This is a genomic window from Sinomicrobium endophyticum (assembly GCF_052983315.1).
In genome coordinates, this window is the sequence record NZ_JBRKIS010000018.1 from 194,152 (window position 1) to 215,573 (window position 21,422).

The 21,422-nt window shown below is 44.0% G+C and carries 23 protein-coding genes; 13 read left to right on the plus strand and 10 right to left on the minus strand.

Annotation, left to right across the window (positions count from 1 at the left end; all coding sequences use genetic code 11):
- Positions 1-159 precede the first annotated feature (159 nt).
- The 10 genes from ACVBDU_RS05485 (at position 160) to ACVBDU_RS05530 (ending at position 9,679) form a co-directional block, all read left to right on the plus strand.
- A complete protein-coding gene (locus ACVBDU_RS05485; protein WP_447178757.1) occupies positions 160-1,035 on the plus strand; it encodes an SDR family oxidoreductase in 876 nt (291 codons plus the stop codon).
- A gap of 186 nt (positions 1,036-1,221) precedes the next feature.
- Positions 1,222-1,995, plus strand: coding sequence for a ParA family protein (locus ACVBDU_RS05490; RefSeq protein WP_447178758.1), 774 nt, complete (start codon positions 1,222-1,224; stop codon positions 1,993-1,995).
- Positions 1,995-2,891: a ParB/RepB/Spo0J family partition protein gene (locus ACVBDU_RS05495; protein WP_447178759.1), complete on the plus strand. Its 897-nt coding sequence runs from the start codon at positions 1,995-1,997 to the stop codon at positions 2,889-2,891. The genes ACVBDU_RS05490 and ACVBDU_RS05495 overlap by 1 nt, the downstream gene beginning before the upstream one ends.
- Before the next feature lie 228 nt (positions 2,892-3,119).
- Positions 3,120-3,752 (plus strand): DUF5683 domain-containing protein, encoded by a 633-nt coding sequence (locus tag ACVBDU_RS05500; RefSeq protein ID WP_447178895.1) that lies wholly within the window; start codon positions 3,120-3,122, stop codon positions 3,750-3,752.
- A 71-nt stretch (positions 3,753-3,823) separates the two neighbouring features.
- Positions 3,824-4,525: a 4-hydroxy-tetrahydrodipicolinate reductase gene (dapB, locus tag ACVBDU_RS05505; RefSeq protein ID WP_447178760.1), complete on the plus strand. Its 702-nt coding sequence runs from the start codon at positions 3,824-3,826 to the stop codon at positions 4,523-4,525.
- Between the two features lie 96 nt (positions 4,526-4,621).
- Complete coding sequence (gene lepB / locus ACVBDU_RS05510) at positions 4,622-6,157, plus strand: signal peptidase I (RefSeq protein ID WP_447178761.1); 1,536 nt, start codon at positions 4,622-4,624, stop codon at positions 6,155-6,157.
- 48 nt (positions 6,158-6,205) lie between these two features.
- The gene (locus tag ACVBDU_RS05515; RefSeq protein WP_447178762.1) at positions 6,206-6,835 is read left to right on the plus strand and encodes a WbqC family protein; all 630 of its coding nucleotides are present in this window, start codon (positions 6,206-6,208) and stop codon (positions 6,833-6,835) included.
- Positions 6,836-7,038: 203 nt separating this feature from the next.
- Positions 7,039-7,650, plus strand: coding sequence for a hypothetical protein (locus ACVBDU_RS05520; RefSeq protein WP_447178763.1), 612 nt, complete (start codon positions 7,039-7,041; stop codon positions 7,648-7,650).
- Between the two features lie 142 nt (positions 7,651-7,792).
- Positions 7,793-9,367, plus strand: coding sequence for a signal peptidase I (gene lepB / locus ACVBDU_RS05525; protein WP_447178764.1), 1,575 nt, complete (start codon positions 7,793-7,795; stop codon positions 9,365-9,367).
- Positions 9,368-9,679 carry a DUF6122 family protein gene (locus tag ACVBDU_RS05530; protein WP_447178765.1) on the plus strand — a complete coding sequence of 104 codons (312 nt, stop codon included), beginning with the start codon at positions 9,368-9,370 and terminating at the stop codon, positions 9,677-9,679. It abuts the gene before it with no gap.
- Positions 9,680-9,686: 7 nt separating this feature from the next.
- Here the strand turns inward: ACVBDU_RS05530 and ACVBDU_RS05535 are convergent, their stop codons facing one another.
- The 8 genes from ACVBDU_RS05535 to ACVBDU_RS05570 form a co-directional block, all read right to left on the minus strand.
- A complete protein-coding gene (locus tag ACVBDU_RS05535) occupies positions 9,687-9,968 on the minus strand; it encodes an Rdx family protein (RefSeq protein ID WP_447178766.1) in 282 nt (93 codons plus the stop codon).
- Positions 9,969-9,992: 24 nt separating this feature from the next.
- The gene (locus ACVBDU_RS05540) at positions 9,993-11,039 is read right to left on the minus strand and encodes an endonuclease/exonuclease/phosphatase family protein (RefSeq protein ID WP_447178767.1); all 1,047 of its coding nucleotides are present in this window, start codon (positions 11,037-11,039) and stop codon (positions 9,993-9,995) included.
- Between the two features lie 69 nt (positions 11,040-11,108).
- The gene (locus ACVBDU_RS05545; protein WP_447178768.1) at positions 11,109-11,984 is read right to left on the minus strand and encodes a rhomboid family intramembrane serine protease; all 876 of its coding nucleotides are present in this window, start codon (positions 11,982-11,984) and stop codon (positions 11,109-11,111) included.
- A 212-nt stretch (positions 11,985-12,196) separates the two neighbouring features.
- The gene (locus tag ACVBDU_RS05550) at positions 12,197-12,943 is read right to left on the minus strand and encodes a rhomboid family intramembrane serine protease (protein ID WP_447178769.1); all 747 of its coding nucleotides are present in this window, start codon (positions 12,941-12,943) and stop codon (positions 12,197-12,199) included.
- Positions 12,944-14,875, minus strand: a complete 1,932-nt coding sequence (mutL, locus tag ACVBDU_RS05555) for a DNA mismatch repair endonuclease MutL (protein WP_447178770.1) — start codon at positions 14,873-14,875, stop codon at positions 12,944-12,946. It lies immediately after the preceding gene.
- Positions 14,875-15,165 carry a riboflavin synthase subunit beta gene (locus ACVBDU_RS05560; RefSeq protein ID WP_447178771.1) on the minus strand — a complete coding sequence of 97 codons (291 nt, stop codon included), beginning with the start codon at positions 15,163-15,165 and terminating at the stop codon, positions 14,875-14,877. The genes mutL and ACVBDU_RS05560 overlap by 1 nt, the downstream gene beginning before the upstream one ends.
- A gap of 144 nt (positions 15,166-15,309) precedes the next feature.
- On the minus strand, positions 15,310-15,792 hold the full coding sequence (ribH, locus tag ACVBDU_RS05565; protein WP_447178772.1) for a 6,7-dimethyl-8-ribityllumazine synthase: 483 nt from the start codon (positions 15,790-15,792) through the stop codon (positions 15,310-15,312).
- Between the two features lie 2 nt (positions 15,793-15,794).
- Entirely contained in the window at positions 15,795-16,559 is a 765-nt protein-coding gene (locus ACVBDU_RS05570; protein ID WP_447178773.1) for a tetratricopeptide repeat protein, read from the minus strand.
- A gap of 130 nt (positions 16,560-16,689) precedes the next feature.
- Here ACVBDU_RS05570 and recF point away from each other — a divergent pair, with 130 nt between their 5' ends.
- The 3 genes from recF (at position 16,690) to ACVBDU_RS05585 (ending at position 18,647) form a co-directional block, all read left to right on the plus strand.
- A complete protein-coding gene (gene recF / locus ACVBDU_RS05575) occupies positions 16,690-17,766 on the plus strand; it encodes a DNA replication/repair protein RecF (protein ID WP_447178774.1) in 1,077 nt (358 codons plus the stop codon).
- Positions 17,763-18,227 (plus strand): lipocalin-like domain-containing protein, encoded by a 465-nt coding sequence (locus ACVBDU_RS05580; protein WP_447178775.1) that lies wholly within the window; start codon positions 17,763-17,765, stop codon positions 18,225-18,227. The genes recF and ACVBDU_RS05580 overlap by 4 nt, the downstream gene beginning before the upstream one ends.
- Positions 18,228-18,350: 123 nt before the next feature.
- Positions 18,351-18,647, plus strand: a complete 297-nt coding sequence (locus tag ACVBDU_RS05585) for a DciA family protein (protein WP_447178776.1) — start codon at positions 18,351-18,353, stop codon at positions 18,645-18,647.
- A gap of 96 nt (positions 18,648-18,743) precedes the next feature.
- Here the strand turns inward: ACVBDU_RS05585 and ACVBDU_RS05590 are convergent, their stop codons facing one another.
- On the minus strand, positions 18,744-19,163 hold the full coding sequence (locus ACVBDU_RS05590) for a nucleoside-diphosphate kinase (RefSeq protein WP_447178777.1): 420 nt from the start codon (positions 19,161-19,163) through the stop codon (positions 18,744-18,746).
- Positions 19,164-19,480: 317 nt separating this feature from the next.
- A complete protein-coding gene (locus tag ACVBDU_RS05595) occupies positions 19,481-21,379 on the minus strand; it encodes an OmpA family protein (RefSeq protein ID WP_447178778.1) in 1,899 nt (632 codons plus the stop codon).
- Between the last annotated feature and the right edge of the window lie 43 nt (positions 21,380-21,422).

Sequence of the window (21,422 nt, forward strand, 5' to 3'; positions counted from 1 at the left end):
TCTTAAGATGATTAAGATAGTAAGCTATATTTCCCAGAGACCTGGAAATATACAGATATTTGCTTCTAATCCCCATAAATCTGGATACAACCTGTTTTTTCAGGGACTTATTATTATGCGCGCATACTAATTTTGTATCTTTACAAAAACAAGTCTGTCATGTACACCGATAAAATGCTTCGCGACGATGCCCTGAAGGGTAAAAATATTGTAGTAACCGGCGGCGGCAGCGGCCTGGGAAAAGCTATGACCAAATATTTCCTGGAACTGGGCGCCAGGGTAGCCATTACCTCACGAAACCTGGAAAAATTACAGCTTACCGCCAAAGAACTCGAAGAAGAGACCGGTGGTACCTGCCTTGCCGTGCAATGTGATGTCCGCTATTACGAGCAGGTGGAATCCATGCTACAGCAGGTTATTAATGCTTTCGGCAAAGTGGATGTACTGCTGAACAATGCGGCGGGAAATTTTATCTCCCCCACCGAAAGGCTTTCCGCCAATGCTTTTGATACTATTATCGACATCGTGCTGAAGGGCAGTAAAAACTGTACCCTGGCATTCGGCAAGCACTGGATAGATAAAAAGCAGGAAAACACTACTGTACTCAGCATAGTTACCACCTATGCCTGGACCGGGTCTGCCTATGTAGTACCCAGCGCTACGGCAAAAGCCGGAGTACTGGCCATGACCAGAAGCCTGGCGGTAGAATGGGCAAAGTACGGCATCCGTTTCAATGCCATAGCCCCCGGCCCCTTTCCGACCAAGGGAGCGTGGGACAGGTTGCTTCCCGGGGAACTCAGGGAAAAATTCGACCTGGCCAAGAAAGTGCCATTACAGCGTGTGGGAGATCACCAGGAACTGGCTAATCTCGCCGCGTATCTCGTTTCCGATTTTGCAGCCTACCTCAACGGGGAAGTCATAACCATAGATGGCGGAGAATGGCTTAAAGGCGCCGGACAATTCAACATTCTTGACCAGATCCCCGAAGAAATGTGGGACATGCTTGAAAGTATGATCCGGAAAAACTCCAGATAATACGATTTTCCCGATCAGAAAAACATACGAAACGGAAGATAATATCCGTTATACACAGTAAATATCCGGTAACGAAGCAAGTAATCACGTAAAAAGACAATACCGCCCGGTAGGCTGTTAACAATTTTCATTTTCAAAACCCGGAAATAGTTGTATTTTTACCTGTCTAAATCCAATTAAAATTACATGGGTAAAATTATAGCAATTGCGAATCAGAAAGGCGGTGTGGGCAAGACAACTACTTCCGTTAATCTAGCTGCATCCCTCGGCGTCCTGGAAAAGAAAGTTCTCCTTATCGACGCTGATCCGCAGGCCAATGCCACGTCCGGACTAGGATTGGATGTAGAAGAAATAGAAGTGGGCACTTACCAGCTTCTGGAACACACCATGATGGCCAAAGATGCTATTATAGGTACCGATTCCCCAAATGTAGACCTGATTCCGGCCCATATAGACCTGGTAGCCATCGAAATTGAACTCGTGGACAAAGACCGCAGGGAATATATGCTTAAGGAAGCTCTGGCAGGGCTCCGCGACAAATATGATTATATACTCATAGATTGCGCGCCTTCTCTCGGACTGCTTACCCTGAACGCCCTTACGGCAGCCGATTCGGTTATCATCCCCATTCAGTGCGAATACTTTGCCCTGGAGGGACTGGGAAAATTGCTGAACACCATAAAAAGCGTACAAAAGATCCACAACCATGACCTCGATATCGAAGGTCTTTTACTGACTATGTATGATGCCCGGCTTCGCCTTTCCAACCAGGTGGTGGAAGAAGTGCAAAAACACTTCAACGATATGGTTTTTGAAACCATCATTCAACGGAATGTACGCCTAAGTGAAGCCCCCAGTTACGGGGAAAGCATTATTAATTACGATGCAAGCAGTAAAGGAGCGGCAAATTACCTAAATTTGGCGCACGAAATCATTAAAAAGAATAAGCAGACGGTTTAATGGCAAAAGCAACGAAAAAACAAGCATTAGGAAGAGGATTATCGGCATTGTTAAAAGATCCGGAGAACGACATACAAACGGCTTCGGACAAAAATGCGGATAAAGTAGTTGGCAATATTGTTGAATTAGATATAGAATCCATTGAGGTCAATCCCTTTCAGCCGCGTACCAATTTTAACGAAAACACCCTTCAGGAACTGGCGACCTCTATTAAAGAACTCGGGGTTATACAGCCTATTACCGTACGGAAAATAGAGTTTAACAAATATCAACTCGTTTCCGGGGAACGTCGTTTCCGTGCCTCTAAACTCATAGGGCTTGCTACCGTACCCGCGTATATCCGTATTGCCAACGACCAGGAATCCCTGGAAATGGCACTGGTGGAAAATATACAAAGACAGGACCTGGACCCCATAGAGATTGCACTTTCTTACCAGCGTCTTATCGATGAAATACAACTTACCCAGGAACAGCTCAGTGACCGGGTGGGAAAAAAACGTTCCACTATAGCTAATTACCTGCGTCTGCTGAAACTCGACCCTATCATCCAAACCGGAATGCGCGACGGGTTCGTAAGTATGGGACACGGCAGGGCGTTGATCAATCTGGAAGACAAGGAAATCCAACTGGCTATTTACGAAAAGATCATTTCCAATGCCCTCTCCGTCAGGGAAACGGAAAAACTCGTAAAAAGCCTCCAGGAAAAAGGCAATAAGGCCGCTCCCGACACTTCAGCCGGTAAACTGCCTGAATATATCGATGATAAAATGGAAGATATTACTGAATACTTTTCTTCTAAAGTAGACGTTAAGATATCCAGGAACGGCAAAGGGAAACTGATTATCCCTTTTCATTCCCGTGAAGATTTCATCCGCCTGACCAAACTCTTTAAATAAAGAATACCCGTTTAAGTACAAAGCACAGATCAAAACCGTTTTCCGGGTAAAAAGAGTCGGAATACAAAAAATAACGCGTACCGAATGCCAAGTACCAAATGCCAAGTATCATCCCGAAATGTAAGCGCCGGGTACCGTATTTCGGATACTGCGTACCGGATTGCTGACGGGTATCCTTATTCTATGGGAAAGCCGGATATACCTGCGGATGTGTTCCGCGGAAAGAAAATGTGGTTGTTTATCTTTCTTTTTACCCTCCTGACAACTTATCACCCTTTATCCGCGCAAGAGGACAAGCAGAAAGAAGAGGCGAAAGATTCTGTCCGGACAGATAAACCCCAGGTCGTGGTACGGGATACTATTTTATACGAAAGTTATACCATAGACCCCTTATCTCCCAGTAAAGCCGCATTTTACTCCGCTATATTGCCCGGACTCGGGCAGATATACAACAAAAGATACTGGAAAGTACCCATTGTTTACGGCGCCATAGGCACGGGACTGTATTTCTACATCTCTAATAAAGACCAATATCACAGGTACAGAAACGCATATAAGAGAAGGCTTGCCGGATTTACGGATGACGAGTTTTATAATATTGACGGTATTGTCAATGCCGACGGAAGCCCGGATGTATCTATGGATGCCCTTCGGAGGGCCCAGGAGTACTACCAGAGATACAAAGACCTGTCCCTTCTTATTACTATCGGGTTATACGCCCTGAATATCATCGATGCCAACGTAGATGCGCATCTCAAACAACACAATATAAGCCAGGACCTCACCCTTCGCCCCCTCATTGTCCCCAATGATTTTACCACAGGTACGACATTCGGGTTATCATTGAGTTTTAATTTTTGATGCCCGGGGTTGAGTTGTCAGATGTACCATCGTACAGTAATTAAATAAAAAATCTAAACCGAGAATAAAAAATGAAGATAGCATTACTGGGATATGGCAAAATGGGAAAAATGATAGAACAAATTGCTATTTCCCGTAACCATGAGATCGTAGCGAAAATCGATAATGAATTTACTGCAGAGGACATTGCCAAGGCTGATGTAGCCATAGATTTCAGTGTTCCTTCCGCAGCTTTCGGAAATATAACTTCCTGCCTGGAAAACGGCGTGCCCGTTATTTCCGGCACTACCGGGTGGCTCGACAATTATGATAAGGCCGTAGAGCTTTGCCACAGGCAGAAAGGCGCATTTATTTACGCCTCTAATTTCAGCCTGGGTGTAAACATCTTTTTTCAGCTAAACGAATACCTGGCCAGGATGATGGCTAACCTTGAGGAATACCGGGTAAGCATGGAAGAAATTCACCATACCCAAAAACTCGACGCTCCCAGCGGTACGGCGATCACTCTTGCCGAAGGGATTATAAAAAACAGCTCCAAAACCGGGTGGCAATTGGACCAGGCCGGGGAAAACGAGATCCCCGTCACGGCAAAACGTATAGAAAACGTTCCGGGAACCCACAGCATACGTTACTCCGGAAAAGTAGACGATATCGAAATCACCCATACCGCGCACAACAGGGAAGGATTTGCCCTGGGAGCGGTGATCGCAGCGGAATGGATCATCGGAAAAACCGGGGTATTCAACATGAAAGATGTATTAAATCTGGATTAGGACGACAATTTCCATGACCTTTTGCGTATTTTGCACCGGAAATAACGCGTCCCTGCTCCCGGGATACACAACAAAACAACATTCAACAAAATAACAATGACAGCAATAGAATGGTTTGTATTTTTTCTCGTCCTGCAACTGGTTCATTTTGCCGGGACGTGGAAATTATATCAAAAAGCCGGAAGAAAAGCATGGGAAGCCCTTGTTCCCGTTTACAATGCCGTTATACTGATGAAGATCATCAACAGGCCGTGGTGGTGGGTTATCCTGCTGTTCATTCCTATAATCAATCTCATTATGTTCCCGGTGGTCTGGGTGGAGACCGCCAGAAGTTTCGGCAGGAATTCCACAACGGATACGTGGCTTGCCGTTCTTACCCTGGGACTGTATATTTATTACATCAATTACGCCCTGGAGGTGTCCTATATAAACGACAGGAACCTGAAACCAAAAACGGTAACCGGTGAGTGGGTAAGTTCCATTCTCTTTGCCGTTGTGGCTGCAACACTGGTACATACGTATGTTATGCAGCCCTATGTGATCCCCACCTCCTCCCTGGAAAAATCCCTGCTGGTAGGTGACTTTCTGTTTGTGAGCAAGTTTCATTATGGTGCCAGGACTCCTATGACTACGGTTGCCACACCTATGGTACACGACACCATCCCGGGACTGAATATCAAATCATACTTAAACAAACCACAACTCCCCTACTTTCGGTTTCCCGCCCTGCAAAAAATAAAACGAAACGAAATTGTCGTATTTAACTGGCCTACGGACACGGTGCGCTACTTTGGCGACCACCAGAGCCGGAACATTCGAAAACCGATAGACAAAAAATCCAATTACGTAAAAAGATGTGTGGGTCTTCCCGGCGATTCCCTGGAAATAAGGGATGGCTATGTTTATATTAACGGAAAAAGAACGCAATTGCCTGACCGGGCCAGGACGCAATATTCATATACTGTAAACACCAAAGGAGGCGAATTAAGCCGTGCTTACATGTACGAAAGGTTTGGCGTTACAGACCCTTTCTACCGGGTAGGGAACAGTGCGTATCAATTCACTTCCCTTACCGAAGAAAGCGCGCTCCGCCTGGAAAAAACCCCGAATGTGGTAAGTGTGGAAAGACGCATAGAACCGGCGGGCGGACCTAACCCCCGTCTCTTCCCGAATACCGGGGAGACTACATGGAGCGGGGATAATTTCGGACCTATTTACATTCCGGAAAAAGGGAAAACCGTTGCACTCACCCCCGAAAGCCTTCCCTTTTACAAAAGGATCATTAAAGAATATGAGAACAACTCCCTCGAAATAAAAGGAGAACAGGTATTCATTAACGGTAAACAAACGGACTCTTATACCTTTAAGCAGGATTACTTCTGGATGATGGGAGATAACCGCCACAACTCCGAAGACAGCAGGTATTGGGGATATGTTCCGGAAGATCATATCGTGGGCAAACCCGTATTTATCTGGATGAGCTGGGACAGCCAGGGTGGAAATGTACGCTGGGAGCGGGTATTCACTACTGTAGGTGGTTCCGGAGAGCCAGTTTCTTACCTGAAATATGCATTGATTATCATAGCGGCATGGTTGATCTTCGGCTTTATACGCGAGAAACGAAAAAAATAATAACGAGCCGGGAACCGTACATACCTGTTCCCGGTATCTTTTTTATTTATGGAACAAAAAATACTCATACACCCAACTTATTTTCCTTCTGTTACGCACATGGTTGCCCTGGTAAACCACCGGGTAATTTTTGAAGTACAGGATAATTTTCAGAAACAGACCTATCGCAACCGTATGTATGTTTACGGCCCGGGAGGAAAACAATTGCTAACCATACCTGTAAAGCACAGTAAAACGGGGGCGCATCAGAAATACAGGGACATACGTATAGAAAACAATTTTAACTGGCGCAAACAGCATTGGAAAACCTTACAAACAGCTTACAGGACGTCTCCTTTTTTTGAATTTTACGAAGACGATCTTGCCCCTGTTTTCAGGAAAAAATCGGAGTTTCTCATGGATCTCAACCTGGAAACCATCCAATTTATCTGTGATACCCTCCAGGTAAACCCGGAATTCGACAGGACATCTGCCTATGAAAAGGAAGTATCGGGTATAGAGGATTACAGGTTTATGGTAAATGCCAAGGAAAGACCGGAATTCGCCCTTGACCCTTACACCCAGGTTTTCGGGGAAAAACACGGTTTTATCAGCAATCTCAGTATACTGGACCTTCTCTTTAACGAAGGACCGAATACTCTCAGTTATCTGGAGGCACAAATACTTCCCTCCGTATAACCTCTCTCCCCTCTCCTACGAACCACATTAAAATACCAACAGAAGTTTTACGGTTCCGAATAACTGTTCTGGTAGGATAAGCGGCATTTAAAAGTGTTTTATCGCTATATAGAGCATTAAGCCCCTTCTCTATCCCTATATGGAAATAACGATGATTAAATACGGATACTTTCGTGTTTGTATTCCAATCAAAAACGTCCGTTATGCATCCATTCATTTTATATTTCCTGTTCTGTTTTTTACCTGTATTGCTGTCCCACTCCCAGCCTGTCGTTATGGTTAAATACAGTGATAATCCCGAAATCGTAAAGCACGAGGTCCGGCAATACATGAAATACCTGGATATTCACGAAAACATACATCTCACCATATGTTATACCAGGCATATTCCCAGGGGCATGCAGGGAGTGACTTTCTGTCAAAATACCTATCAGCCCAATGGCTACCGCCACATTATTATCCGCATCGATCCCCGGCTGGATGCCATACGCCGCAGGCTGGTACTCGCCCATGAAATGGTTCATGTAAAACAATACGCCAAAAAAGAACTGATTGCCGTGGACAAAAACCATATTATCTGGGAGGGCAAAAAACATTTTGCTTATATATACGACAGGCAAACACCCTGGGAGAACGAAGCCTATAAAAAAGACCACGCATTAACCAGGAGATTTCGTAAGGAAAAAACAGCTTCTTCCCTCCCATATGTTGCCCACACCACTACAGATATGAAAGATGCGTTCCTGAATCCACAAGAAATCTCTCACCTTTATCCCACCCCTTTGCTAACACCGTGTAAAACACCTCAAAAATAACCGGATGCCCGTTCCCGGATTTATTTCAGGTTTTACCGGTACTGTTTGTTAAACATGCGTTAACTTCGTGGATAACTGTAACGCTTTTGTGTATTTTAACACTTTTAAAATATAAACAAACCAAGTAAAGTATTTCGTTCCTATGACTGCAACAGGCTGGTTCTTATTTTTCCTCTTTCTGCAACTCGTTCACTTTGCCGGAACGTGGAAACTATATCAGAAAGCCGGAAGAAAAGCATGGGAAGCCCTTGTCCCCGTATACAATGCCGTTATACTGATGAAGATCATCAACAGGCCGTGGTGGTGGGTTATCCTGTTGTTCATTCCTATAATCAATCTCATCATGTTCCCGGTGGTCTGGGTGGAGACCGCCAGAAGTTTCGGCAGGAATTCCACAACGGATACCTGGCTGGCTATTCTTACCCTGGGACTGTATGTTTATTACATCAATTACGCTTTGGAGGTGTCCCATATAAGCGACAGGAGCCTGAAACCGGTTACGGCTACAGGCGAATGGGTAAGTTCCATTCTCTTTGCCGTTGTGGCTGCAACACTGGTACATACGTATGTCATGCAGCCCTATGTGATCCCCACTTCCTCCCTGGAAAAATCCCTGCTGGTAGGTGACTTTCTGTTTGTGAGCAAGTTTCACTACGGGGCGAGGGTACCGATGACCTCGGTGGCCGCACCTATGGTACACGACACCATTCCCGGTTTGGGAATGAAATCTTACCTGTTTAATGATAACATTTCCAAAAAAAATACTTCCTGGGCCAATAAACTCCAGTTACCGTATATGCGGCTACCGGGATTCGAGAAGATAGAACGCAACGAAATTGTGGTATTCAATCAGCCTGCGGATACTTTGCGGGATATGAATGATTTTTACCCGGACAGGAACTATTACAAACCCATAGACAAAAAGACAAACCTGGTAAAACGATGCGTCGGTATACCCGGGGATTCCCTGGAAATAAAGGACGGTTATGTTTACATTAACGGAAAAAGAACACTGCTGCCCGACCGCGCCAGGACACAGTATTCCTACACCGTAAAAACCAATGGCAGCGAACTCAGCAGGGCCTATATGTACGAAAGGTTTGATGTTACCGATAATTTCGGACGGATGTCCAACGGTGATTACTTCTTTATTGCCCTTACCGAAGAAAGCGCTCAGCGTCTGGCTAAAAGTCCCAATGTAGAAAGTGTAGAACGACAAATCGAACCCGCAGGTACACCCAATCCCCGTATTTTTCCGAATACCAGAAATGGCAAATGGAGCGCAGATAACTTCGGGCCCATATACATTCCGGAAAAAGGTAAGACCATCGCACTGACACCGGAAAATATTCCATTGTACAAACGGGTAATACGGGAATACGAGAACAATACTCTCGAAATAAAGGGAAATGATATCGTCATTAACGGTAAACCTGCCGATTCCTATACTTTTAAGCAGGATTACTACTGGATGATGGGCGATAACAGGGATAATTCCATAGACAGCCGTTACTGGGGTTATGTTCCGTTCGATCATGTGGTAGGGAAGACCGTATTCGTGTGGTTCAGCTGGGATAATGTCAGTAAAAGTGTTCGCTGGGATCGTGTTTTTACCACGGTTAACGGTTCCGGTAAGCCGGTTTCGTATTTTAAATATTTTATCATTGTCCTTGCAGGCTGGGTCCTTTACAGCTTTATCCGGAAAAGAAAAAAATAAATGTTACGATTTATTATCCATTACGGACTGCATTTTATCTTCCCGGTACTGGTAGCTTACTGGTTTTACAGACCGAAATTTATAAAGGTAAGTATCATTCTCCTCGCCGGGATTTTCATCGATGCAGATCATCTCCTGGCCGATCCTATCTTTGACCCCAACCGTTGCAGTATAGGGTTTCACCTGTTACACAGCTACATTGCCATAGCCTTGTATCTCCTGTTATTCGTTTGGAAACCCACACGTATTATCGGGCTTGCTCTTTTACTGCATATCCTGGCCGATACGGCAGATTGCTTTCTAATGCCGTGATACCGGATCATACCCTGTCTGTATGTCCCAGGTCTTTTCCGGGTTGAATACGATCGCGAAGCCATTGCTTCAACTCTTTAATCTCGGCAAAGCCCCCGTGACGCTTTCTGTCAAACAGTAATTGATCATCCACATAAATCCGGTATACACCCGCTGTTTTGCCGGGCTTCAGGGTCACTCCTCCTAACTCTTCCTCAAAAGTAGATAAGAACTCCTGTGCCATATATGCGGCGCGAAGCAGCCATTTGCATTTAGGGCAATATTCTATAGTAAGTACAGGTTTTGCCATCAGGTAAGTTTTTAGAAACCCGGATTATCTTTCCTTTTCTTCCGGTGCAACTTGCCCGAACCGGATAGTCGCCATAACCGGGTAGTGATCGGACAACCGCTCCGAATAGTTTTTATGCGCGGTAACTTTCATCTCCGGATCGGCGAGGATGAAATCAATTCGTATGGGGAAATACTCAAAGTCGTAGGACCTCCCGAAACCACTTCCCATTTCGATAAAGGAATCCTTCATATCTCCCTTTATCTGCCTGTAAACATAAGAATAAGGCGTATTGTTAAAATCTCCTGTAACGATTATTTTATGTCGGCATTTATGCCGGTGCGCATCGAATATCTCCACCTGGCGATGCTGTAATGCAAAAGCATTCCCCATACGTTTATAAAGCATTTCGGGATTTTCTACGGAAATGTGCTCCTTGCTCGGTACGATATGCAGGGATTCGAGGTGCAGGTTGTATATACGCACCGTATCTTTCTCCTTTACGATATCTGCATAAAGGGCATTATTACCCGTTTTCGGAAATTCCAGCGAACCTCTTTCCACTATAGGATATTTCGAAAATATTGCCTGCCCGGTACGATTGTTCCGTGTGGTGTATTTAATGAACTGATACGGATAGTTTTTATTAAAAGCGTCCTTCTGTTCATGGTAAAACTCCTGTACACAAAGAATATCCGGGGCTTCCTTGTCCACCAGGTCCATTATCTTTTCCGGTATATCTCCTTCCAGCCAGTCATACGCATTGAATATCCGCACATTATATGTCATCAGTTTCACTCCTCCATCATTACTTTCGGACTCCCCTGAAATCCTGTACATGGCACCTACATATTTATACCCTACCAAAAGTATGATAAGGGATAACATAAACTGTCGTTTCAACTGTATCAGCCAATAGAGTACAAAAAGAGCATTGACGATAATAAATACGGGAACGGTAAGACTTAATACGGATATGAGCGGAAACTGTTTCGGAAAAACATAAGGTAGCACATAAGACAGTAGCAGAAACACCGCGAAGACGGTATTCACGAAAAAAATGACCTTATTGAGGAAACCAAGCTTTTTCACTACTTATTCGTATTGATATATTCACGAAACAGGAAAATACCCCGACTGCACATTCTATATTGCAAAATATTAATCCTTCCCCGCCTGAAACAGAAAATCCTTTTCTGCTTTGGTTAGGCTCTCATAACCGCTTTTACTGATCTTGTCCAGTATCTCATCTATTTTCTGCTGACGGTCGTCTTTATCCACATAGGGAGCCTTCCCGGAAGCTGTTGATTTTTTATTCCGGTGCACCGTTTTAAGTGGTGTACGGGGCTTTCGCTGAAAAAGGTTCACTACTGATGATATTATACGTTCAAACCCGGAGCCTATATCCCTGCCGTTGTATAAGTTTTTCGCATACACAAATCCCAGCAAAGCCCCTCCCAGGTGCGCCAGGTGACCTCCCGCATTACTAATGGGGATCTGTACGAGGTCTATCAGTACTGCAAACACGCCAACATACCAGAGTTTAATATTAATCAGAAAAAATAATCGGACTTCCTGGTTGGGTAAATAGGTACAGACAAATATCAAAATAGCCATAACCGCAGCAGAGGCACCTATAAGACTTGTATTGATACCTGTAAATGCCGGAAACAGGTTATAGCTGATCATAAAAGTAAAGCCGCCTGCAATGGCCCCGAGAAAGTATACATTTAAAAAACGTCTCCCCCCGAAAAGGTTCAGAAATATCCGCCCGGAAAAATAAAGCAGCAGCATATTCCAGAAAATATGAGAAAAACCGGCGTGGAAAAAGGCATAGGTAACAACGGACCACGGTTGCCCGATAAAACTACCGAAACTCTTTGGCAGTTCAAACCAACGGATAAAAAAGTCCTCGGGCAACTGAAACAAAAATACCAGAAGTATATTAAGAATAAAGATCAGCACATTGATTACAATGAGCTTCTCCGCTATATTTAGCGTCGAATATTTATATTTTATATCGCTGCTGATACTCATATACTATCCCGGATTTAAACTCTTTTATTTAACTGCCGATTTAAAAAATTTGCCAAAGCCGGGAGATTGCTTATATTTTTTAATCTTTCCCTGTAATTCCTTAATTTCATTTCATACAACCCTGCCGGCATTATCCATTCGGCTGGGCAGACGTGATCTCTCTTCCTTTCATTAACTCCTTCTAACATTCAAAGACTACATAACTTCCCGGATTAATCCCACCTGTTGTTATTGAACTGTTTCCTTTTCCAGTACCACATCATTATAAAGCCGAACAAGGCCCCTCCTACGTGTGCGAAATGCGCAATTCCGCCACCGAAAAGGGAATATCCCGTAAACCCTGAAAAAAGGTCCAGGCCTATCAATACCGGGATAAAATACTTTGCTTTGATGGGAATAGGAACAAAAATAAGAAACAATTCCGCATTGGGAAACATCATAGCAAAGGCCACCAGTATACCATAAATGGCACCGGAAGCTCCTACGGCGAGACCATTGTAAGCAGAAAAAAAACTCTTCATCACACCACCATCAACACCGGGAATTTCCACATATTGATCCAACGGAACATTTTTCAACATCTGTAGAATATCATTTTGAGAATATCCAATGGAATACAAAGCGCTCATGCCTTTTTCAAAATGGTAATAATTTACCCCGGTGTGAATCAACGCTGCCCCCAACCCGGCCGAGAAATAGAAAAAGAGAAATTTATTGCGTCCCCACATCTGCTCTAACGGAGATCCGAAGGCCCACAAGGCATACATATTAAAGAAGATATGCATAAAGCTGCCATGCATGAACATGTGTGAAACGATCTGCCATAACCTGAAATGCTCGTTTTTAGGGAACCATAAGGAAAATAATTCAATCATCTGATCGTGATACAACTGCGTGGCTACGAAAAACAGTACGTTTATGATCAGCAAATGCTTAATAGCTTCGGTTATTCTATACATTTATAAAAATTTTTTATCGAGATCTTCTACGGTTATGGTTATATACGTGGGCCGGTTAAATGGCGATACGGTAGGTTCTTTACAGGCAAACAGATTGTTCACCAGGGCCTCCTGCGAAGTTTCGTTCAGCAGTTCCCCCGTTCGTACCGCAAGGGTTTTACTCAGCGATTTCGCCAGCCTGTCGGTTTGTGAAAAACTACTGTCCGGTATTTCATCTTTAAAATCGGCTATCAGTTGCTCCAGTATAATACTTACTTCGCTTTCGGAAACGCTTGCCGGAATACCGGTAATAGCAATTTCCTCCCCTTCCAGTTTATCAATGGCAAATCCTATGAATTCCAGCGTATCCCTTAATTCTTTAAGCAGGGCCATATCTGTGGCCGAATAATACAGTACGATAGGGAACAGCAACTGTTGACTTATTCCTTCCTTAACGGTCATTTGCCGTAGAAATTGTTCGTACAGCACACGCTGGTGCGCCCGGTGCTGGTCAATGATCACCATACCGGATTTTATCGTGGTAACAATATATTTTTTATGGAGTTGGTACGTGGCAAACGAGGGCCCGTTATCGCGGGTATCGTCAAATAACTTTCCGCTTTGCCTTTCGACAGTGGCCCCCACTTCTTCCGACTCGATTTCCACCGAGCTGAAATTATCGGAGCCGGCTTTGTTCTCTCCTCCCAGGCCCACATACAGGCTTTCCCATTCGGATTGCTTTCCTTGCTTCGCAGCACTCTGCCATGAAGGCCTGCTATCCCCGGATTTTATTGAAGTACCTGCCCCGCCACCACTGGAAAAGGAGGTTTTATTCTCTTCCTCATCCCGGAAAGGGTTAAAATCAGAATCCACCTCAATGGTAGGGACGTGTATCGGTTTGTCTTTGTATTCGTAAGGAGTATCCAGGCCCGCATCTTTGTCGAAATCCAGTACCGGGGCAATATTGAACTGCCCGAGGCTGTGCTTTATGGCCGAACGCAGTATAGCATAAAGCGTATGCTCGTCATCAAATTTAATCTCCGTTTTGGTGGGGTGGATATTAATGTCTACCGTAGCCGGGTTTACCTCGAGATACAAAAAATACCCGGGATGCGCCTGTTCTTTGATGAGTCCTTCAAAAGCGGAAACTACGGCATGATGCAGATACGGACTTTTTATAAAGCGGTTGTTCACAAAAAAAAACTGCTCTCCCCTGCTCTTTCTCGAGTGTTCGGGTTTATAGACAAAACCGGACAGCTTAACCACTTCCGTATTTTCCCCGACAGGCACCAGTTTTTCATTTGTCTTACTTCCGAAAATATTAACTACCCGTTGCCTGTAATTAGATACTGGCAATAGAAAAAGGTCACTGCCGTTATGATACATTTCAAAATGGACATCCGGGTGTGCCAGGGCGATTCGCTGGAATTCATCTATAACATGACGAAGTTCTACCTGGTTGGATTTCAAAAAGTTTCTCCTTGCAGGAATATTGAAAAACAGGTTTTTTACCGCTATGGAAGTTCCTTCGGCAGTAACAGCGATTTCCTGTTCTACTATTTTACCACCCTCCATACGTATCTTTGTCCCAACCTCCTCGTTTCGCGGCCTTGTATGCATCTCTACATGCGCAATAGCTGCTATCGAAGCCAGGGCTTCTCCCCGGAAACCTTTGGTTCCCAACCGAAAAAGATCTTCTGCCGAACGTATTTTGGAAGTGGCGTGCCGTTCAAAACTCAGGCGGGCATCGGTGGGACTCATCCCTTGCCCGTTATCTACTACCTGTATAAGTGTTTTCCCGGCATCCTTTACTATTAGTTTGATTTCCGAAGAACCGGCATCCACCGCATTTTCTATGAGTTCCTTCACCACAGAAGCAGGCCTTTGTACCACCTCTCCTGCCGCAATCTGGTTAGCAACATGATCCGGTAAAAGCTGTATGATATCTGCCATTATATCTTGAAGGTGAAAATGCTTAGGTCAAAATCGATGATAAAAAGGAACAGGAGGATCAAAATAATTGCAATAATTAACACGGTTCTGTTTGCCTTGCGATCCGGATTACCTTTCATGTCATCCAGGGCATTGTTTATTTTACTCTTCAGTCCTTTGCTATCCCCCGTTGCTCTACGGAATTTATCGAAACGCCCTTCCATTTGAAAAGGGCTTCCTGCCTTGTCACTTTTATAGTAACGAGGGGTATAACTAAACTTCTTATTTTTTCGCGTCTTAAATACTCCCATAACTCTATACCCCCAAAATTACTGAAAATACTACAAAAATGTAAGTAGACGGCGATTAAATTTTTGAAGTAGCAAAGGATGACGGGTAGCCAGGGACTTATTCCCTCCCGCATATGATAATTATTCGCAACTGTTTACCGGAAATTACACTCCCAGCGCAATCATTTTTATAGCAGCTATGGCAGCTTCGGCACCTTTATTTCCGTGTTTTCCGCCACTGCGTTCTATGGCCTGCTGCATATTATTATCGGTAAGTACACAGAAAATCACCGGACGGTCGTATTTTACATTCAGGTCTTTAATCCCTTGCGCCGTTGCGCTGCATACAAAATCAAAATGCTTGGTTTCTCCTTGTATAACACTACCTATGGCTATTACCGCATCTACTTCGCGCGTTTCCAGCATTTTTTTACAACCGAAGGTAAGTTCAAAACTGCCTGGCACGTTCCACCGGGTTATATTTTCCGGTAGTGCACCACAGTCTATCAGGGCCGCCCGGGCACCGTTAAAAAGCCCTTCGGTTATATTTTCGTTCCACTCCGAAACAACGATCCCAAACCGAAAAGGTTTCGCGTTTGGGATCGTTGTTTTATCGTAATCTGATAAGTTTTTATTTTCGGTAGCCATATTTATTTAGAGCTTTCCAACTTTCCTATGTAAATATCTATAGTTCTGCCTTCTTCGGAGTTGGGATATTCGTTCTTAATACGGTTAAAGTATTTCAGGGCCTTGTCTTTTTGTCCCAGTTCCTGCGCAGCAACGCCTGCTTTAAAGAGAAATCTCGGGGTTGTAAATTCGTTTTTGCTCAAAGCAAAAGCATTTTCGTAATAACCCAAAGCTTCTTCCGGCTGATCCAGTTGCATGAAAGCATCTGCTATACCTCCTTTAGCGAGTGGCCCCAAAACCGCATCTTTCGTAGAAAAATCCTGCAGATAGGTAATCGCTTCCTGGTATTTATTCATATTCAGATACGCCATTCCCGCACTGTAATTAGCCAGTTTGGCAGCATCCGTACCTTTATATTTATCTATAATATCCAGGAAACCATATTTTCCTTCTGCACCGTTAAGGGCAAGCGTATAGAGCGAATCCTTATTGGTTCCGTTCACCGCTTCGTTAAAATACTGTTGCGCAAAAAAAGATTCATTAGACGCTTCTATATTCCTGGGTTTCTTTACAAATTCCTGATATCCCAAAAATCCAAGCACCGCTACAGCTACTACCCCTATCCCCATAAGTATGTACTTCTGGTTGCTGGCTACCCAGGCTTCCGTCCTGGATGCGCTTTCGTCCAGCGTACCGAAAACTTCGGCAGTGGTGCTGTGCGCTTCTTCCAGTTCTTTTTCCTCTTGCTTGCTTTGTGGTTTATATCCTCGTTTCTTGTACGTTGCCATCTTAGACTTTATTTGTGCCGCAAAAATATAATTTTTATTGAGATATGGAAGAGTATTTATTCGATTATTTTCATTAGTTTAGGCAACTTTCGGGCAGCGAACACCAATAAGAACTACAGTTAAAAAGGGAATGTTTTTAAAAAAATTATCATTAGTTAACTATAAGAATTTCAGTTCGGCGGATTTTGAATTTGACGAGAAGATCAACTGTTTTGTAGGTAACAACGGTATTGGAAAAACCAATGCTCTGGATGCCATTTACCACCTTTCCTTCGGAAAAAGTTATTTCAACCCCATTGCCGTACACAACATCAGGCACGGAGAAGAATTCTTCGTTATTGACGGAGAGTTTGAAAAAGCGGAATTACGGGAACACATTATATGCAGCCTGAAAAAAGGGCAGAAAAAGGCCATTAAACGCAATGGAAAGTTATACGAAAAACTATCGGACCATATCGGCCTGTTGCCTTTGGTCATTATTTCACCGGCCGACCGCGACCTCATTATCGAAGGAAGCGAAACCCGGCGAAAATTCATAGACAGCGTCATCTCGCAGTCCAATAAAAACTATCTCACCCAGCTTATTTTGTACAACAGGGCGCTCACCCAGCGTAACTCCCTGTTAAAATACTTCGCCCTAAACCACACCTATGACCACGACACTTTATCCATTTACAACGACCAGTTACATACTTACGGGACCGAAGTGTTCCGTGTCCGGCAACAATTCCTGGAAGAATTTATTCCGATTTTCCGGGAGCGGTACCATGCCATTTCGGGCAACAGCGAAAACGTAGACATATCGTATAGCAGCCAGCTATCGGAACAACCGCTGGACGAGTTGCTCAGAACCTCCATAAATAAGGACAAGGCCCTGCAATATACCAGCACCGGGATACACCGGGATGACCTCAGTTTTGAGATCGAAGGTTTCCCTGTAAAAAAATTCGGCAGCCAGGGACAACAAAAATCCTTCCTCATAGCCCTGAAACTGGCCCAGTTCGATTTTATCAAACAACAGGCCGGGGTAACTCCAATCCTGCTGCTGGATGATATTTTTGACAAACTGGACGAAAACCGGGTGGGACAAATCGTAAAGCTTATGGATGAAAATTTCGGGCAGCTCTTTATCAGTGACACGCATCCGGACAGGACCGAAGCCGTGGTAAAGGAAACCCATCAATCTTATAAAATGTTTCGATTATGAACAGGATAAACAGGCATAACAAAAAAACACTGATACGAATCACCCCCCTTCTCTTTATACTTTTTATGGCCTGGGGCTGTACACAAAGTCCGGAAGAACAGCTAAAGAACATGAACGGTTACTGGGAAATTGAAAAAGTAGAATTTCCGGATGGGTACGACAAAGAATACAAGGTTAATACCACTATAGATTATATAGAAATAACGGCGGACAGCAGTGGTTTCCGCAAAAAGCTGCAACCCCGTTTCGACGGTGGTTTTAATGCTTCGGACGACCAGGAAAATTTCACCATAACCGTAGAAGACGGCAGTATTTCACTGCATTACCACACCTCATTAAGCCAATGGGAAGAAAGGGTTATAAAAGCAACTAAAGAACGGCTTATACTTCGGAATGCGGATAATTTAAACTACTTTTACAAATGTTTTGAGCCCATGGACCTGGGCGAATTACATCAATAAAATTGCCGTAGTTATCAGGTTACCCGGTTATTTAGTCCATACTCAATTCCCGAATAACTCAGCAACCTGTCAACTCAGACAGTCTCTTAACTATAAAAAACACCGTAAACAGAAAAACGCGAAATGGCAAAGCGAAATAGCGAACACATATCTCTATCGGAAGCACTGAAAGCGTTTATAGACGAAAACAGGCTGCAATCGGGCATGGATAAAATGGATGTCCGGGATGCCTGGAAGCAACTTATGGGCAGCGGTATTAACAACTACACCTCGGATATACAACTAAAAGGAGATACACTTTATGTAAACCTTACATCTTCCGTATTGCGGGAAGAGCTTAGTTACGGAAGGGAAAAAATCCTGAAGATGATCAACGACGAGTTAGGGAAAGAACTGGTAAAAAAACTGGTATTGCGATAAGGGTCTGCCCACCCTGATTCCCATAAAACAGGAAGTATTTTCAGCAATACCTCCTGTCTTCCGGGATTTATTTATTACTATACCACGTAAGGACATTTAGAATATTTCCCTTCCGGAGAAATGAAATGCACTCTCTATAGCGGCATTTTCATCACTATCCGAACCGTGTACCGCGTTCTCTCCTATAGAAGTCGCATATAATTTACGGATAGTACCTTCCGCAGCTTCTGCCGGATTGGTAGCCCCGATAAGCGCACGAAAATCCTCAACGGCATTTTCTTTTTCCAGTACGGCAGCTACAATTGGCCCCCTGGTCATAAAACCTACCAGTTCACCGAAGAAAGGACGTTCTTTGTGAATAGCATAAAACTCTTCTGCATCTCTCCTGCTCAGTTGGGTGTATTTCATAGCTACGATCCTGAAACCGGCAGCAGTGATCTTTTCTAGGATAGCCCCGATATGCCCGTTTTCTACCGCATCGGGTTTAATCATGGTAAATGTTCTGTTTGTCGCCATTTGCTTTTTTAAATTTTGTGCAAAGGTACTCCTTTACTTATAAAGTTCAAAGTCCGGAATCGAAGGACGGGTATTGGTTCCCCGATAAATTCCACACCCCTAAGTGCTGATCCTGAATTTTTGAAAAAAGACAAAAAAAATCTCTGTTATTATTCCACATTAAAAAAGACGTAAAACTACCGGATTCGTACTTTACGATCCGGTAAGTTTCGTCAAAATATTTTACCTTCCCGAACAACACAAAAATAAAAGGCCGTCCTTTTGAACAGCCTTTTTATCTTATATCCGGAGACTTTTAAAGTTTTGCTCTTCGCCCTTTATTTTCTTACAATAATAAAAGAAGACCTCCTGTTAAGCTGATGTTCTTCTTCAGTACAGTCCACCCCGTTGGCACAATTGTTCAGCAATCGTTTTTCCCCGTATCCTATAGCACTTTCTATACGGTCTTTAGCAATGCCCCTGGAATAGATATAATCGCGGGTAGCTTTGGCGCGGTTATCGGAAAGCTTTTCATTATAAGCGTCATTTCCGCGCGAATCGGTATGCGACTCTATTTTAATAACCATCTCCGGGTGCGCGTTCATAACGCTTACTATATGTTCCAGTTCATATTCCGCATCGGAACGAATATCCCATTTATCATAATCGAAATAGATGGGGTTAATTACAATTTCGTCTGCTATAATAAGCGGTGTAAGGGCTATATCTGCATTCGCCTCTTCTTTTCCTTTTACATTCACCTCTTTCTGTCCGGAACGGTAATCTTCCTGTTCGGCCACCACGGTATAAGTACCGTCCAGGCAATCCCCTTTTAAACGGTACATACCGTCTACATCTGTCAGAACTTTTGCCACAACGCCCCCTCCGGGTTCTACGAGCCTAACAGATGCCTCTACCAGTGGTTCTTCCGTACGACTATCGGTAATCACTCCGCGTATGGTAACCGTACATTCCCTGGCAGTGAAATGATAGATGTCATCGTCACCTTTCCCTCCCAGCCTGTTGGAAGACAGGTATCCTTCGGTATTATCCTCATTCATTACAAAAGCAAAATCGTCAAGAGCACTGTTTATCGGTACTCCGGGATTGGACGCTTTACCAAAACTACCGTTCTGGGGTTCGCTTTTCAGAATATCCAGTCCGCCGAGGCCGGGATGTCCGTTAGAAGAGAAGTAAAGTACCCCGTCTTTGTCTACAAACGGAAACATTTCCCTTCCCCTGGTATTAATGGTATTTCCCAGGTTTTGGGGTTCGCCGTAGCTTCCGTCTTCATGAATATCTACCACATAAATATCCGTAACACCATATCCGCCGGGCATATCGGAAACAAAATAGAGTTTCTTCTCATCCGGACTCAGCGCAGGATGGCCCACGGAATAGCTCACATTGTTAAAAGGCAGTTCGGTAACACCTCCCCATTTACCATCTTCACCCAGGGTTGCCTTGTACAATTGCAGGTGCACCGTACCTTCTTCATCTTTTTTGGACCGTCTGCCGTTATCCGAATTGTCCCGGGTAAAATACATCGTTTTACCATCGTTTGTAATGACCATCGTAGCTTCGTGATACTGGGTGTTGATCTCCCCTTCCAGCTTATGTACTTCGTCTACCTCGTTGCCTATCCGGTTCCCTACGTAAATATTAAGAAATGGTTGCTTGTTCCAATCGTATATTTTGGTTCTCCCCCTGGAGGGCCGGGTAGATGCAAAATAGAACTGGTTCCCGAAAATAAACCCTCCGAAATCCGAGTATTCCGTATTTATGGCCAGGTTGTGCACATTGCCGAACAAACGGGCTTTAGGATTGATAAGACGGGTGTAATAATCTCCCTCCTCCAAAAGGCGAAGCATTTCCGGATCGCTCCCTCCCCTTTCGGCGGAAGCTTTCATCCATTTCATGGCTTCATCATACTTTTCATTACCCTTCAGGGACTGTGCATAGCGGAAAAGATAATCCGGTTTAACCTCTTCACCGTATTTGGACAACAATATATCGTACCACTTTTCCGCCTCTTTCATATTGGTATTATAATAATAAGAGTCTCCCAACCGGCTGAGTACATGCATTGAAGAATCCCCTTTTTTTACCAGGGCCGCATAAAGATCTGCCGATTTTACATAAGCCAGCTTTTCGAAATACCGGTCTGCAACGATACGCTGCTGTCCGTAAGACCAGGTGATCGCCAAAAGAAGTAACAGTAGTAGTTTTTTCCTCATAATTTCACATTTTATCATCTAATATACACTATTGCACCCTAAA

What these genes read in the sequence shown, in the direction of transcription:
- lepB (WP_447178761.1), top strand. Translation starts at nt 4,622, where the DNA reads ATGACAGCAATAGAATGGTTTGTATTTTTTCTCGTCCTGCAACTGGTT.
- ACVBDU_RS05585 (WP_447178776.1), top strand. Translation starts at nt 18,351, where the DNA reads ATGGCAAAGCGAAATAGCGAACACATATCTCTATCGGAAGCACTGAAA.
- ACVBDU_RS05530 (WP_447178765.1), top strand. Translation starts at nt 9,368, where the DNA reads ATGTTACGATTTATTATCCATTACGGACTGCATTTTATCTTCCCGGTA.
- ACVBDU_RS05515 (WP_447178762.1), top strand. Translation starts at nt 6,206, where the DNA reads ATGGAACAAAAAATACTCATACACCCAACTTATTTTCCTTCTGTTACG.
- ACVBDU_RS05495 (WP_447178759.1), top strand. Translation starts at nt 1,995, where the DNA reads ATGGCAAAAGCAACGAAAAAACAAGCATTAGGAAGAGGATTATCGGCA.
- ACVBDU_RS05485 (WP_447178757.1), top strand. Translation starts at nt 160, where the DNA reads ATGTACACCGATAAAATGCTTCGCGACGATGCCCTGAAGGGTAAAAAT.
- ACVBDU_RS05595 (WP_447178778.1), bottom strand. Translation starts at nt 21,379, where the DNA reads ATGAGGAAAAAACTACTACTGTTACTTCTTTTGGCGATCACCTGGTCT.
- ACVBDU_RS05590 (WP_447178777.1), bottom strand. Translation starts at nt 19,163, where the DNA reads ATGGCGACAAACAGAACATTTACCATGATTAAACCCGATGCGGTAGAA.
- ACVBDU_RS05560 (WP_447178771.1), bottom strand. Translation starts at nt 15,165, where the DNA reads ATGGGAGTATTTAAGACGCGAAAAAATAAGAAGTTTAGTTATACCCCT.
- ACVBDU_RS05535 (WP_447178766.1), bottom strand. Translation starts at nt 9,968, where the DNA reads ATGGCAAAACCTGTACTTACTATAGAATATTGCCCTAAATGCAAATGG.
- ACVBDU_RS05570 (WP_447178773.1), bottom strand. Translation starts at nt 16,559, where the DNA reads ATGGCAACGTACAAGAAACGAGGATATAAACCACAAAGCAAGCAAGAG.
- recF (WP_447178774.1), top strand. Translation starts at nt 16,690, where the DNA reads ATGTTTTTAAAAAAATTATCATTAGTTAACTATAAGAATTTCAGTTCG.
- ACVBDU_RS05520 (WP_447178763.1), top strand. Translation starts at nt 7,039, where the DNA reads ATGCATCCATTCATTTTATATTTCCTGTTCTGTTTTTTACCTGTATTG.
- ribH (WP_447178772.1), bottom strand. Translation starts at nt 15,792, where the DNA reads ATGGCTACCGAAAATAAAAACTTATCAGATTACGATAAAACAACGATC.
- lepB (WP_447178764.1), top strand. Translation starts at nt 7,793, where the DNA reads ATGACTGCAACAGGCTGGTTCTTATTTTTCCTCTTTCTGCAACTCGTT.
- mutL (WP_447178770.1), bottom strand. Translation starts at nt 14,875, where the DNA reads ATGGCAGATATCATACAGCTTTTACCGGATCATGTTGCTAACCAGATT.
- dapB (WP_447178760.1), top strand. Translation starts at nt 3,824, where the DNA reads ATGAAGATAGCATTACTGGGATATGGCAAAATGGGAAAAATGATAGAA.
- ACVBDU_RS05580 (WP_447178775.1), top strand. Translation starts at nt 17,763, where the DNA reads ATGAACAGGATAAACAGGCATAACAAAAAAACACTGATACGAATCACC.
- ACVBDU_RS05490 (WP_447178758.1), top strand. Translation starts at nt 1,222, where the DNA reads ATGGGTAAAATTATAGCAATTGCGAATCAGAAAGGCGGTGTGGGCAAG.
- ACVBDU_RS05500 (WP_447178895.1), top strand. Translation starts at nt 3,120, where the DNA reads ATGTGGTTGTTTATCTTTCTTTTTACCCTCCTGACAACTTATCACCCT.
- ACVBDU_RS05545 (WP_447178768.1), bottom strand. Translation starts at nt 11,984, where the DNA reads ATGAGTATCAGCAGCGATATAAAATATAAATATTCGACGCTAAATATA.
- ACVBDU_RS05550 (WP_447178769.1), bottom strand. Translation starts at nt 12,943, where the DNA reads ATGTATAGAATAACCGAAGCTATTAAGCATTTGCTGATCATAAACGTA.